14 protein-coding genes are annotated in these 13,717 nt (G+C 63.5%); 4 read left to right on the forward strand and 10 right to left on the reverse strand.

The window, feature by feature from the left end; genetic code table 11:
- Positions 1-5 precede the first annotated feature (5 nt).
- The 5 genes from phoB to aspS form a co-directional block, all read right to left on the reverse strand.
- Complete coding sequence (gene phoB, locus T331_RS0107185; RefSeq protein WP_026439532.1) at positions 6-713, reverse strand: phosphate regulon transcriptional regulator PhoB; 708 nt, start codon at positions 711-713, stop codon at positions 6-8.
- 4 nt (positions 714-717) lie between these two features.
- A complete protein-coding gene (gene phoU, locus T331_RS0107190) occupies positions 718-1,434 on the reverse strand; it encodes a phosphate signaling complex protein PhoU (RefSeq protein ID WP_026439533.1) in 717 nt (238 codons plus the stop codon).
- Between the two features lie 11 nt (positions 1,435-1,445).
- Entirely contained in the window at positions 1,446-2,249 is an 804-nt protein-coding gene (gene pstB, locus T331_RS0107195) for a phosphate ABC transporter ATP-binding protein PstB (protein WP_008493379.1), read from the reverse strand.
- 154 nt (positions 2,250-2,403) lie between these two features.
- Positions 2,404-4,287, reverse strand: a complete 1,884-nt coding sequence (locus T331_RS19120) for an autotransporter domain-containing protein (protein WP_081822156.1) — start codon at positions 4,285-4,287, stop codon at positions 2,404-2,406.
- 172 nt (positions 4,288-4,459) lie between these two features.
- Positions 4,460-6,247 carry an aspartate--tRNA ligase gene (gene aspS / locus T331_RS0107205; protein ID WP_026439535.1) on the reverse strand — a complete coding sequence of 596 codons (1,788 nt, stop codon included), beginning with the start codon at positions 6,245-6,247 and terminating at the stop codon, positions 4,460-4,462.
- Between the two features lie 70 nt (positions 6,248-6,317).
- On the opposite strand from aspS, the gene rnd reads away from it, so the two are divergent.
- From rnd to T331_RS0107220, 3 genes are read left to right on the forward strand one after another with little or no spacing between them, the layout of a single operon-like run.
- Positions 6,318-7,481: a ribonuclease D gene (gene rnd, locus T331_RS0107210; protein WP_026439536.1), complete on the forward strand. Its 1,164-nt coding sequence runs from the start codon at positions 6,318-6,320 to the stop codon at positions 7,479-7,481.
- The gene (locus T331_RS0107215; protein WP_035179491.1) at positions 7,478-7,828 is read left to right on the forward strand and encodes an MmcQ/YjbR family DNA-binding protein; all 351 of its coding nucleotides are present in this window, start codon (positions 7,478-7,480) and stop codon (positions 7,826-7,828) included. The genes rnd and T331_RS0107215 overlap by 4 nt, the downstream gene beginning before the upstream one ends.
- Positions 7,821-8,270 carry a GNAT family N-acetyltransferase gene (locus tag T331_RS0107220; protein WP_051622239.1) on the forward strand — a complete coding sequence of 150 codons (450 nt, stop codon included), beginning with the start codon at positions 7,821-7,823 and terminating at the stop codon, positions 8,268-8,270. Before T331_RS0107215 ends, T331_RS0107220 begins: the two co-directional genes overlap by 8 nt.
- Here the strand turns inward: T331_RS0107220 and lysA are convergent.
- The 3 genes from lysA to argH are packed head-to-tail and all read right to left on the reverse strand — an operon-like array spanning position 8,257 to position 11,149.
- Positions 8,257-9,573: a diaminopimelate decarboxylase gene (gene lysA / locus T331_RS0107225; RefSeq protein ID WP_026439539.1), complete on the reverse strand. Its 1,317-nt coding sequence runs from the start codon at positions 9,571-9,573 to the stop codon at positions 8,257-8,259. The genes T331_RS0107220 and lysA overlap by 14 nt on opposite strands.
- A gap of 11 nt (positions 9,574-9,584) precedes the next feature.
- Positions 9,585-9,710 (reverse strand): LPS translocon maturation chaperone LptM, encoded by a 126-nt coding sequence (lptM, locus tag T331_RS20405; protein WP_008493366.1) that lies wholly within the window; start codon positions 9,708-9,710, stop codon positions 9,585-9,587.
- Positions 9,707-11,149 (reverse strand): argininosuccinate lyase, encoded by a 1,443-nt coding sequence (argH, locus tag T331_RS0107235; RefSeq protein WP_051622240.1) that lies wholly within the window; start codon positions 11,147-11,149, stop codon positions 9,707-9,709. The genes lptM and argH overlap by 4 nt, the downstream gene beginning before the upstream one ends.
- Before the next feature lie 49 nt (positions 11,150-11,198).
- On the opposite strand from argH, the gene T331_RS17680 reads away from it, so the two are divergent.
- A complete protein-coding gene (locus T331_RS17680; protein WP_051622241.1) occupies positions 11,199-11,720 on the forward strand; it encodes a TlpA family protein disulfide reductase in 522 nt (173 codons plus the stop codon).
- Between the two features lie 52 nt (positions 11,721-11,772).
- On the opposite strand, the gene T331_RS0107245 is transcribed toward T331_RS17680, so the two are convergent.
- Positions 11,773-12,300 (reverse strand): hypothetical protein, encoded by a 528-nt coding sequence (locus tag T331_RS0107245; RefSeq protein WP_026439541.1) that lies wholly within the window; start codon positions 12,298-12,300, stop codon positions 11,773-11,775.
- A gap of 101 nt (positions 12,301-12,401) precedes the next feature.
- Positions 12,402-13,691 (reverse strand): hypothetical protein, encoded by a 1,290-nt coding sequence (locus tag T331_RS0107250; protein WP_026439542.1) that lies wholly within the window; start codon positions 13,689-13,691, stop codon positions 12,402-12,404.
- Positions 13,692-13,717: the final 26 nt, after the last annotated feature.

The following is a 13,717-nucleotide window of genomic DNA, read 5'->3' on the forward strand; positions in this document are numbered from 1 at the left end:
AACTTTTACGCCACGTCCTCTAAATCCAGCGCATACCCCGCCGCGCGTACCGTGCGCACGATATCGATCTCGCCCGGCCCGTTGATCGCCTTGCGCAGCCGGCGAATATGCACATCCACCGTGCGCGGCTCGACATGAATGTCACGCCCCCACACCGCATTCAGCACATCCTCGCGCGAAAACACACGCTTCGGGTGGCGCAGGAAAAACTCCAGCAGCCGGAACTCCGTCGGCCCCAGATGCAACGTGCGGCCATTGCGCAGCACGCGATGCGAGGCCGGGTCCAGCGAAATATCGTGGAAGGCCAGCTTGTTCTTCTGCGGCACCGCGCCCGCCCGGCGCAGCAGCGCGCGAATGCGGGCAATCAGCGCCTCGGTCGAGAACGGCTTGGTGATGTAATCATCCGCGCCGGTATCCAGCCCGCGCACCGCATCCTGCTCCTCCGCCCGGGCGGTGAGCATGATGATCGGCAGCGTGCGCGTTGCCGGGCGGCGGCGCAGCTGGCGGCACAGCTCGATGCCCGACATCGTCGGCAGCATCCAGTCCAGCAGCAAAAGATCAGGCGGCGCCTCGGTGATGCGCGTCAGCGCCTCACCGCCATCGCCGGCATCCTCAACCCGGAAGCCCTGTTTTTCCAGATTATAGCGCAGCAGCGTGACCAGCGGCGCCTCATCCTCGACGATCAGCACATACGGCTTATTGCTCTCGGACATGTGGTCAGTTGGCGGCCGGCATGTAGGTGGAGGTGACATCGCCCTTCGGGCGGAAATCCGGCAGGTTGGTGCCGGTGATGGCGTAATAGGTCAGTTCGGCCATGTTGGTGGTATGGTCGCCGATGCGCTCCAGGTTTTTCGCGATGAACATCAGATGCGTGCAGGCGGAAATATTGCGCGCATCCTCCATCATGTAGGTGATCAGCTCGCGGAAGATGGTGTTGTAGAGATCATCCACGGACTGGTCCGCCCGCCACACCGCAATCGCCTTCTGCGGGTCGCTCTCGCCCACCGTGTCGATGCTGGCTTTCAGATTCTGCTGCACCAGGCTGGACATCTGCCCCAGCCCCGCGAGCGAGAAACCGCTGGCAACCTGGTTGATGACGATCGAGCGCTTGGCGATGTTGGCGGCATAATCGCCGACCCGCTCAAGATCATTCACGACCTTCAGCGCCTGGATCACCTGGCGCAGATCATCCGCCACCGGCTGGCGCAGCGCCAGCAGCTGCACGGCGAACTGCTCGATCCGGTGCTGCTCGGCGTCGATCTTGGCATCGCCCTCGATCACCCGCGCCGCCAGCTCGGCATCATGGCCGATCAGCGCGCTGGAAGCATCCGCCACCGCGCGCTCCACCAGCCCGCCCATGGTGGCGATGGCATCGCGCAGCTTTTTCAAATCCGCCTCGAAGCTGGAAATCATGTGTTTCGGTTGGTCGGCCATCGTCTGTCTCCTTAGCCGAACCGGCCGGTGATATATTCCTGGGTCTTGCGCTCGCGCGGCGCGGTGAAGATCTGGCTGGAGGAGCCAACTTCCACCAGCTCACCCAGATAGAAGAACGCCACCTGATCCGCGCAGCGCCCGGCCTGCTGCATATTATGGGTGACGATGACGATGCAGAAATCGCGCTTCAGCTCATCCACCAGCTCCTCGATCTTCAGCGTGCTGATCGGATCGAGCGCGGAGGTCGGCTCATCGAGCAGCAGCACCTCCGGGCGCACCGCGATGGAGCGGGCAATGCACAAACGCTGCTGCTGGCCGCCGGAGAGGCCGATGGCGGAGCTTTGCAGCCGATCCTTCACCTCGCCCCAGAGGGCCGCGCGGGTCAGCGCCCATTCCACCCGCTCATCCGCCTCGGCCTTGGACAGGCGCTCATGCAGCCGCACGCCAAACAGCACGTTCTCGTAAATGGATTTCGGAAACGGGGTCGGTTTCTGGAACACCATGCCGACGCGCCGGCGCAGCTTGTTCATATCCACGCCCGGGGCGATCAGATTATCCCCGCCCATCAGCACCTCACCCTCGGCGCGCTGGCCGGGATAAAGGTCGTACATGCGGTTGAGAACGCGCAGCAGCGTCGATTTGCCGCAGCCCGAGGGGCCGATCATCGCCGTCGCCTGGCGATCCGGGAAATCGATCGAGACATTCTTCAACGCGTGCGTCGCGCCGTAATAGAAATTCAAATTGCGGATGGAGACACGCGGCTCAGCCCCCGGGACCTGCTGCAGGGTATGGGGGAGCTGGGCATCGGAGGACATGTTGTGACTCGCTATTTCCATAAGGCCATTCCATAGGCGCGATACGTGACAGTACGATGACAGTCACGTGAAGCTTCTATGACAGCCGCCTCCGCAAAACGAGTCTTAAATTTTTCGCCGGGCCAAGCCCTTGCGGCTTTGCCCGGCGCGCTGTTCAGAACCGCCAGAGGACGTTGCCGGTGACCTGCGTGTCATTGCCGTCGCTCTTGAAGGCGGTGGTGGCCGCCTCCAGGCTGGCGCTGAAACGCTGGGTGAATGTCGCACTCACACCCAGGTTGAACAAGCCCCAGCTGCCCGTCTGGTGCGGGTAGCTGTTGGTCAGCGTCACGCCGGGCACATCGGTGAAGGCGGAGCTGAAGCGCTGGTTCGGCCCGGCCAGCAGAAACTCAGCCGCCGCCCCGGCATGCGGGGCAAGCGCCACGCCGCCCAGGCTGACGCTGGTCGCAATCGTGCCGCCGGCACTGGCGACCAGCTGCTTATAGCTTTGCGAATTCACGCTCTGGGTCAGCAGCGCATCGCCGGTCTCGGTATAATTGCCCAACCCGCTCTGGGTGTAGCCCAGACCGAATTCCGGCCCCACCGCGATCGTCGTCGTCGGATGGAATTTCAGCCCCACCGCGCCGCCCGCACTCCAGCTGGTGCCCGAAGGTTTGCCGGTGATGCCGCCAATCACCCCGTTGCGCTGGGTTTTGTCATTGTCATGGTCCCAGGCGGCATAGAGCTTGGCATAGGCGTCGCCGGAGGTCGCCAGCGCATACAGCCCGACATCCACGCCGTTATCCTGCACCGTGCCGCCGCCGCTCACATTCGCATGGGTGTTGTTATAGGCGAGCGAGACGCCGGCGGTGAGATGCTCATTCACCCGCATATCCACCCCCAGCGCCGTCACCGCGCTGCGATAATTATAGCCGCTATCAAACCCTTCGGTTTTGCGGGTGCCGAACTGGCCGGTGACGGAGAGGAACATCGCCACCTTATGCGCCGGATCGGCGGTGCCGCCATTCACCCCGTTAATGTCATAGGAGGCGCCGCTGGCGCCGTTCTGCAACGCATCCAGCCGCGCATTCAGCAGCCCCGCGAAACTCTCCGCGGCATTCGCATTCACCCGTGCCGGCACCGTCAGGCTCTCAAAGCCTTGCAGCGAGGCGGCCGCATATTCGGCGATGATCTGCTGCGCATGGGTGGTCGGGTGCACATTATCCCAGAACAGATAGCTATTCTGCGTCGCAATGCTGCCGGTGACACAGCTTACCGTGTAAAGGCAGGCATTGGTGACATTGCTGAAGCCATACAGCGATGGCTGCGCCACCACCCTATTCAGCAGCGCCTCGGTATTCAGCACGATGATATTCGCCCCCGTGCCCTGATGCAGCAGCTGCATCTCGGTCGGCAGCGCCGCATCATGCGCCTGCGAGAACGCATCCCCCAGCGCCACGCCTTGCGCGGTGGTGTTGAAATTCGGCGTCAGCCCCAGATCCGGCAGGTTGGGCACAATCAGCATCCTGGCGCCGAGATTGATCAGCGCTGTGGTGTCCTGGGTCAGCTGCGTGATCGTCGTGGTCACACCCTGCGTCACCAGCGCGGTGGCGGCCGCCGGGTTGGCCTGCACCGCCGCCGCATAGGCGAAGTAATTATTCGCCCCGCCCCAGAGTGTGACCACATCATTCGCCCCGAAACTGCCCCCCGCCGCCGTGAACGAAGCGATCTCGGTGCTGATCCCCGGCAGCGCCGCCGCTTCCAGATTGGTCCCGGCATTGGTGGTGCCGATGGTCAGCGCCCCGGTAAACGCCCCGCCATAGGCATAGTCATTGGCCGCGGAAAACCCCAGCCCAGTCAGCCCCGGCAGATACTCCACCCAGACCGGCCCGTTGGAAAACCGGCCCTGATAATAAGGGGCCGGCGGCAGCCCGGTGAGTTTGTAAAGATTGCCGTCATCCGAAAGGCTGTCGCCAAACACATAGAGATTGCCCGCCTTCGCCGCCGGCGCCGCCATCACGCTAAGCGCTGCCACACCGGCCAGAAGCCTTGTTTTCCTCATGGTCGTGTCTCCCGTTTTGTCTTACCTTTGCGCGTCTTATATCACGCAATGGTTAGGCTGGCGACGGAAAAGTGACGTGGAGATGCAATGAAAAAAGCCGCCTCCCCGGCAGGGAAGGCGGCTTTAAGAGGTGGGGACTTTTTGGAAAAAGTCCCCACACCCCCAAAAACTTTTAGTTTTTCACGACCTTCGGCGGCAGCGCCAGCGCGATGGACAGCTCCTTGAGCCGGTTCGCTGGGATCGGCGCGGGGGCGCCCATCATCAGATCCTCGCCCTGCTGATTCAGCGGGAAGGCGATCACCTCGCGGATATTCGGCTCATCCGCCAGCAGCATCACAATCCGGTCAATCCCCGGCGCCGAACCGCCATGCGGCGGCGCGCCATAGCGGAACGCATTCAGCATGCCGCCAAACCGCGCCTCCACCTCTTCCGGCCCGTACCCGGCAATCTCAAACGCCTTCAGCATGATATCCGGACGATGATTCCGGATCGCGCCCGAGGACAGCTCGATGCCATTGCACACGATATCATACTGGAACGCCTTGATCGTCAGCGGGTCCTGGGTCTCCAGCGCCTCCATGCCGCCCTGCGGCATCGAGAACGGGTTGTGCGAGAATACCACCTGCTTCAGCTCTTCATCATACTCGAACATCGGGAAATCGACGATCCAGCAGAACTTGAACTCACCCGCCTTGATCAGCCCGAGATCATTGCCGAGCTTGGTGCGCACGGAACCGGCAAACTTCGCCGCGGCCTCTGCCTTGCCAGCGGCAAAGAACACCGCATCGCCCGCCTTCAGCCCGCACGCCTCGCGGATCGCCTCGGCCCGCTCCGGTGCCAGGTTCTTGGCAATCGGCCCCTGCGCCCCGGCCTCGTTCCAGGTGATGTAACCCAAGCCCCCAGCGCCCTCGGCGCGCGCCCATTCATTCAGCTTATCGAAGAAGGAGCGCGGATTGCCGCCCGCACCCGGCGCCGGAATCGCGCGCACGATGCCCCCGCCTTCGACGATCTTCGCGAACAGCCCGAAGGAGGAGCCACGGAACGCCTCGGTCACATCGGAAATGATGATCGGGTTGCGCAGATCCGGCTTGTCCGAGCCATATTTCAGCATCGACACATCATAGGGGATGCGCTCGAAGGGCGGCTTGCCGACATCGCGCCCGGCCGCGAACTCGTCGAACACCCCATGCAGAATGGGCTCGATGGTGTTGAACACGTCTTCCTGGGTGACGAAGCTCATCTCGAAATCGAGCTGGTAGAACTCGCCCGGCGAACGGTCCGCCCGGCTCGCCTCGTCACGGAAGCACGGCGCGATCTGGAAATAGCGGTCGAACCCGGCCACCATCAGCAGCTGCTTGAATTGCTGCGGGGCCTGCGGCAGCGCGTAGAACTTGCCGGGATGGTTGCGCGCCGGCACCAGGAAGTCGCGCGCACCCTCCGGCGAGGAGGCGGTGAGGATCGGGGTCTGGAACTCGGTGAAGCCGGCCTCGATCATGCGCCGGCGGAAGCTCGAAATCACCCCCGCGCGCAGCACGATGTTCTTGTGCACCTGCTCGCGGCGCAGATCCAGGAAGCGATATTTCAGCCGCAGCTCGTCCGGGTAATTCTCACCGCCCGCCACCTGCATCGGCAGCACATCGGCCGGGCCCTGAACCTCCAGGCGCGCCACCCGCAGCTCGATATCGCCGGTCGGCAGCTTCGCATTGGTGGTGCCCTCGGCACGCGCCACAACCTCGCCGGTGACGGTGATCACCGACTCGACGCGCGCCGCCTCCGCCGCCGCGAACCCGGCCGAGCCGGCGGGGAACACGCATTGCGTCAGCCCGTAATGGTCGCGCAGATCGATGAACAGCAGCCCGCCATGGTCGCGCTTGGCGTGGACCCAGCCGGAAAGCCGGGCGGTTTGGCCGATATTCGCGGCCCGCAGGGCGGCGCAATTGTGGGTGCGATAGGCGTGAATCTGTTCCATGGGGCGCGAAAGAGCCCTTGCCCTGCTTCCTGTCAAGCGGGCGCGGCGCTATGGGAGGGGCATGAACGAAAACAAGATCGAATTCATCGCCACGTCAGAGGCTTTGGAGGCTTTGTGCGCCCGTCTTGAGACCGAAGCCTTCGTGACGGTCGACACCGAATTCATGCGCGAGAAGACCTACTACCCGGAGCTTTGCCTGGTGCAGCTGGGCGGCGCCGGGGATACCGCGGTGGTGGACGCGCAGGCCCCGGGGATGGACCTCAGCCCCCTGGGCCGGCTGCTGGCGAAAGAGAGTGTGGTCAAGGTCTTCCATGCCTGCCGCCAGGATGTGGAGATTTTCCTGCAGCTCTTCGGCGCCGTGCCAGTGCCGCTCTTCGATACCCAGGTGGCCGCGATGGTCGCCGGCTTCGGCGATCAGGTCGGCTATGACAGCCTGGTCAATGCCCTGACCGGCGCGCATATCGACAAGGCCCACCGCTTCTCGGACTGGTCGGCCCGCCCGCTCTCGAAATCCCAGATCAATTATGCCGCCGCCGATGTCACCCATCTGCGCGATGTCTATGAAAAGCTCAGCGCCAAGCTGGCGGCCGAGGGGCGGCTGGAGTGGGTGGCCGAGGAGATGGCGGTGCTGACGCAGCCCGAGACCTATCGGGTGGATCCAGAGCGTGCTTGGGAGCGGCTGAAAATCCGCTCCAATAACCGCCGCCAGCTCGGCCTGGCCAAGGCCATTGCGGCGTGGCGCGAGCGCGAGGCGCAGCGCATCAACATCCCGCGCGGCCGGCTGTTGAAGGATGAGCAGGTGCCCGAAATCGCCTCGCTGGCGCCGGACGATGCCGAGGCGCTCTCCAAGGCGCGCGGCATTTCGGCGGGCTTCGCCAATGGCAAATCCGGTGCCTCGCTGCTGGCCGCGATCAAGGAGGCCAAAGGCTGGCCGGAGTCCGAGCTGCCGAAGGCCGAGCGCCAGCGCGAGAGCGCGAAAGCCTCCCCGGCGCTGGTGGCGCTGCTGAAAGTGCTGCTGGCGGCGGCGGCGGAGAAGAATAATGTCGCCGCCCGGCTGGTCGCCGGCAGTGACGATATCGAGGCGCTGGCCCTGGATGAAACCGCCCCCAACCCGGTGCTGGAAGGCTGGCGCCGCGAGATGTTCGGGGAGACGGCGCTGCGCCTGATCCGCGGCCAGATCGCCCTCTCCACCCAGGGCAAGCGGATCAAGATCGTCGAATTGTGAGCCGCCTCGCTGGCTTCGACCGGTTTTGCGCCAAGCTTCCCGGCAGCCGCATGGTGGTGCAGTGGGGCGAGAGCCATGTGCACAAGCTGGGGCCGAAGGTGTTCGCCATCGGCGGCGGCTTTCCGGGTGAGGATGGCTATGTGTTCAAGGCCACGCCCTTGGCCTTCCAGCTTTTGCGCGAACAGGGCCTGGCCACCCGCGCGCCCTATCTGCGCCGTGGCACCTGGCTGCGGGTCGAAGGCGGGGTGATGAGCGATGCCGAGCTGTTCAATCACATTGCCCAGTCCCACCGCCTCGTCGCCGCCAGCCTGACCCGCGCCCAGCGTGCCGAACTCGGCCTTGGCTGAACTCCGCCCCGCCCGCCTCGGTGAAGGCCAGGCGCTCTATGACATCACCGCCGCCGCGATCAGCGGGTTGGCGGCCGGGCATTATAGCGAAGCCCAGATTGCAGGCTGGATGGCCGGGCGGGACGCCGCGCAATACGAGGCGGTGATCGCACGCGGCTTCGTGATCATCGAAGACCACGCCCAAGGCTTCGTCGAAGCCGCACCCGGCGAAATCTTGCGCCTGTTCGTGCGCCCCGAAGCCGCAGGGCAGGGGCTGGGCGCGCGCCTGCTGCAAGCGGGGCTGGCTTTGGCCGGCCACGGCGAAATCCGCCTCAACGCCACCCTCAACGCTGCTCCGTTCTATGAAAAACACGGGTTTGAGGCACTGGAGCACGCCCTTTACACCCATCCGGGCGGTAGCGCGCCGGTCGAAATCGTGAGGATGCGCCTCAGCCGGGGATGATTTCCTCGGCCCAGAGCGCTTCGATCTCCTGGCGCGGGGTGATCAGATGGAAACGCCCGCCATCCACCAGCACGGCGGCGGCGCGGGGGCGGGAATTATAGGCGCTGCTCATCACCGCGCCATAAGCCCCGGCATCCAGCAACGCCACGCGCCCGCCTGGCTTGATCTCCGGCAGCAGGCGGTCAGTGGCGAATTGATCCGCACTCTCGCAGATCGGCCCGACCACGTCGGCCGGCATCGTAGCGCTACGATAAGCGGCCGCGTCCAGCGGCAGGATGCCGTGCCAGGCATCATACATGGCGGGGCGGGCAAGGTCGTTCATCGCCGCGTCCAGCACCAGGAAGCGCTTGCCGGCCTGTTTTTCCAGGATCACGCTACCCAGCAGCACCCCGGCCGGGCCGACCAGATAGCGCCCCGGCTCCATCATCAGCCGCACCCCTAGCCCCTGTGTCACCTGCTTCACCGTGGCGGCGAAGGCGTGGGGGGAGAGCCCCGGCTCGTCCTGATAGCCAATGCCCAGGCCACCGCCGATATCGAACACATCCACACTTTGCCCGGCCTCGCGCAAGGCGCGGATCATCGCCGCGCCTTTCTCGTAAGCCAGCCGGTAGGGCTCGGTGGAGAGGATCTGGCTGCCGATATGCATGGCGATGCCAACCGGCCGCACCCCCGGCAACGCCGCCGCGCGGGCATAGAGGGCCGGAATATCCGCCGCCGCGATGCCGAATTTGTTTTCCGCGAGGCCGGTGGTGATCTTGGCATGGGTGCCGGCATCCACATCCGGGTTCATCCGCAGCGCGATGCTGGCCACAACCCCGAGCCGGCTGGCGATGGCGGAGATCATCTCGATCTCCTCGCCGCTTTCGACATTGATTTGACCCACGCCGGCGCCCAGCGCCGTCTCCAGCTCCGCCGCCGACTTGCCGACCCCGGAATAGACCACATTCCGGGCCGCGATCCCGGCCTTGGTGGCGCGCATGAACTCGCCGATGGAGACCACATCCGCCCCCGCCCCTTGCTCCCGGAACAGGCTGAGCACGGCGAGATGGTCATTCGCCTTCACCGCGTAATGGATGTGCATCGGCACGCCCTCGGCCGCGAACGCGTCTCGTAGCGCTGCGAAACGCGCCCGCATGGTGGCGGCGCCATAGACCCAGCTGGGGGTGCCGAAAGCGTCGGCGATGGCGTTCAGCGGCACGCCTTCCAGGCACAGCCCGTCCTGGGCGTGCATGGTCAGCTGCTTGCGGGCGGCGAGCAGATCCTCAAGCCGCGGTTCCGGCCCGGTGAAATTCATGTCGGCCATGGCGGACCTCTTTATTGCGGCGGCGGGTAGCTGTGGGGGTAGGTGATGTCCTGCGCCGGGCCGGGAGGCACGGGCGCGCCGCGACGGCCGCAGCCGGCCAGGGCCGACATGGCGAGCAGGATGAACACATATTTCATGCCAGTTTCTCCAGCCAGAGCGCGGCCTGTTTGGCGACATTGGCGGGCGCGGTGCCGCCATAGGAGGTGCGCGAGGCGACGGAGGCCTGCACCGTCAGCACCTCGAAAATCTCCGCGGTGATGCGGGGCTCGATGGATTGCATGTCCGCCAGACTCAACTCAGGCAAATCGCAGCGCTTCGATTCCGCCAGCCGGACCAGCTGCCCGGTGACGTGATGCGCATCCCGGAAGGGCATTTTCAGCACCCGCACCAGCCAGTCGGCCAGGTCGGTCGCGGTGGAGAAGCCGGAGCCGGCGAGGGCTTCCATGCGGGGCTTGTTGGCTTGCATATCGCGCACCATGCCATCCATCGCCGCCAGGCAAAGCGAGATCGCCGCCACCGCGTCGAACACCGGCTCCTTGTCCTCCTGCATATCCTTGGCATAGGCCATCGGCAGGCCCTTCATCACCGTCAGCAGCCCGGTCAGGGCGCCGAAGATGCGGCCGGTCTTGGCCTTGGCCAGCTCGGCGGCGTCCGGGTTGCGCTTCTGCGGCATGATCGAGGAGCCGGTGGTGAAGGCATCCGAGAGTTCGATCAGTCTATAGGGCGAGGAGCACCAGATGATGATCTCTTCCGAGAAGCGGGAGAGATGCATCGCGCAGATCGACAAAGCGGAGAGGAATTCCAGCGCGAAATCGCGGTCCGAGACGGAATCCAGCGAATTCGCCGTCGGCCGGTCGAAGCCCAGAGCAGCGGCGGTGGCGTGGCGGTCGATCGAGAAGGAGGTGCCGGCCAGGGCGGCGGCGCCCAGCGGACATTCATTCAGCCGGGCGCGGGCATCGCGCAGCCGCGCCGCGTCGCGCGCCAGCATCTCGACATAAGCGAGCAAATGGTGACCAAAGGTAACCGGCTGGGCGGTCTGCAGATGGGTGAAGCCGGGCATCACGGTATCCGCATACTCGGCGGCGCGGGTGGCCAAAGCCTGCATCAGCCCATGGATCTGGCCCAGCACGCCATCCATCGCATCGCGCACCCAGAGGCGGAAATCGGTCGCCACCTGGTCATTGCGGCTGCGGGCGGTGTGCAGGCGGCGTGCGGCCTCGCCGATGCGCGCGGTTAGCCGGACTTCGATATTGGTATGGATATCTTCCAGCTTTTCGGAGAATTCGAACGTCCCGGCTTCGATCTCGGCGCCGATCGCCTCCAGCCCGGCGGCGATGGCGCTCTGGTCCTGCGCCGTGATAATGCCCTGCTTGGCCAGCATCGCGGCATGGGCCTGGCTGCCGGCAATATCCTGGCGCCAGAGCTTGGCATCGAAGCTGATCGAGGCATTAATGGCCTGCATCACCTCGGCGGGACCGGCGGCGAAACGCCCGCCCCACTGAAGCTGACCTTTGTTCGGAGTGCTGTCTTTGTCGGTCAAACCCAAACGCCCTTTACTGTTGCGCCGATCACTCATCGCCGCTGGCCCTGCCTTAGCCCTGGGCGCGGCCTGGGGCAATCGCGCAATGGCGCAAACCGCCGGCGCGGATATGCCGGATGCGGCGCTGGGCTGGACGCGCTTCGCGCCGGTGGCCCCGCCGGCGCTGAAATTCCAGGACGACAAGGGCAAGAGCCTGAGCCTGGCGGATTTCAAGGGGCATGTGCTGCTGGTCAATCTCTGGGCGACCTGGTGCGGCCCCTGCAAGGCGGAACTGCCGACCTTCGCGGCGCTGGCGCCGAAGCTGGCGAAATTTGGCGGCTTGATTCTGCCGATCTCGATCGATGTGGATGGCCTGCCGGCGGTGCAGGCTTATTTTGCCCTGCACGGCATCCGCAATTTGCCGATGCTGGTCAATCCCGATGGGGATGATCTGGATTTGATGAATACGGACGGGATTCCCGTGACTTTGGTGATCAATCCGGCGGGCAAGGCAGTGGCAAGGCTGGATGGCGGCGCGGACTGGAACACCAAGGATGTGCTCGACTTCCTGCAGGATCTGGCGCGTTCTGGAAAGCCGGACGAAAGACAGGGGGTCACTCAGGCCTGAAATGCCACGGTTCTGGCCGCTTGCGGTGTGCCCTGCGAAAGGGCGCGCCGCCTTATATGTCCTGGTTCAAGAGCGCCTCAGGCAGTTCCCATTCCTCAGGCTTTGAGTCGGGATGGTACCAGCGATATTTGTGGATGGTCCATAACAGTAGCCCGCACAATCCCAGCGCAACGCATAATGGAATGACGGCCGTCAAATACCATGAAAAAATATCCTGGTTGGGGGCGCATACAAGCTCGAAGACATTCCATAGCAGCAGTAAAAGCGTGAAAAGCGAGGATATAAAAGCCAGCCGGCGGAAGCGGCGGACCCATTTTATGGTTTTATAGACATAGATTTTTCGGACAAATGTTACGCCGAACGCCGCCAGGATGACCGCGATAATAACCGGACCGATGGGCAAACCATTTGGCATGAAAACGTTCAGCCAATCGTCGCCAAACCAATGATGTAATATATCAGTAATCAGTATGGTTGGGGCGATAAACAAACCGCCCCCCAGCCCGGCACTGCAGAAATTTATCGCCCGTGGGGGCGGGAGATAAGGCCGCATTCCATCGTCTTGGCTTGTCGCGCTCATTGCTTTTGTCGCCGTTCTTTATGTCCTGGAGTCAGGAGACAGCATAATGGTGGAATCGATACCAGCTCTCTTCGCGGCTGCATATCTGTGTAGCGGACCCGTCAGTGAGGCTTGGCCTTTCCTCCACCCACGGCAATCACGGCGGCATAGATGTGGTGCATGAAACCGAGCATTTCTGCCCCGGACAAGCCAGCGGGGACCAGCGCCTGTAAAGGGCCTGCTTTAGTCTGATTCCCGATATGTTCGCCGAAATGTTCAGAAAACGGGTTGTTGAATGCATAATTGCCCATTGACCAGCCATTGAGCGCGGCATCGCGTGTCAACGTGGCTTCTTTAAAATGGACTTTCAGAGTGAAATAGTCGCTCACTTCTTTCTGCAGCTCATCGGCCTTCTTCTGTAGCCGTGCCAAGTCTGCCGCCGCTTCCTTGGCACGTGCCGCCGCGGCGGCCGCATTCGCCTGGCGGAGGACCTGTTGCTGCTTGATCTGTGCCAGGGCGTTCGAGTTGGGGTCGAGAATTTTTTGCGCATTGCCGGCGAGGTTATCAATCCGGGCCGCAGCATCCGTGGCTTCGGTGGCGGCGGCTGTCGTGTTGGCAGCCAGTTTGGTCGCGGCTGCGGTCTCCGTACTCAAAGGGCGTAGTTCGCGCATCGCCCCTAGAGCCTTGGTGCCTTCGCGCAGAGGATCAATGATCGCCACCAGCGGAGCGATGCGTTCGGTGTTTTTATAATATTCCGTGCCCTCCCAGCGTTTGACGGCTTTGTCGTCGGAGAAAACTTCGAACCAGAGGTGGCGCCCATCCGCCACGAGCAGGTTGAAAGATGCACCGCTTGCCGCGAAACCTGTGGCACCTGCGGCAATCTCCGCAGCGCCGAGTGGTACGCCGACGCCGGTCGCCGATGTCGCACCACCAACGCCGAAAAGTACGAGGCCGTCCAAAAAACCGCTTATCGTCCCATAGGCATCGAGGGCAGTATTCATCGTGTCAAACGCTATAGGGTGATCAACAATGACATTATGCACAGCGTTAACGCTGGATATGACGGGATTGACGACATGGGTGACTGCAAATGTTTTAAGATTCTGCACTGAATTTGTATAGAATTCCTCCAGAATGGTTTTTACAGAACGTGCTGGCGTCTTGTCATATTGGGGTTTGGGGTGAAGGGGAACAGCGCCGGTCCATTCATAGGCCAGGGCCAGGGCGTCGCCATCTTTGTCGTAGGTCGGCGGCTGCAACACGCAGGCCTGCCCGTTCTCGCTCCATACGATGCCCCAAGCCTCGCTGCCTTGGCCAGGAAACGCCAAGGACTGAAACATGCGCAGATGGTGGCGCGCCATGGCTGCGCTGAGATAGGGGCCAAACGTGAACCGCTCTGTACCGTCCGTCATGGCTTTTCCTTAAAACCGGCTTGCCT

This window comes from Acidocella facilis ATCC 35904 (assembly GCF_000687875.1).
Taxonomy (GTDB): domain Bacteria; phylum Pseudomonadota; class Alphaproteobacteria; order Acetobacterales; family Acetobacteraceae; genus Acidocella; species Acidocella facilis.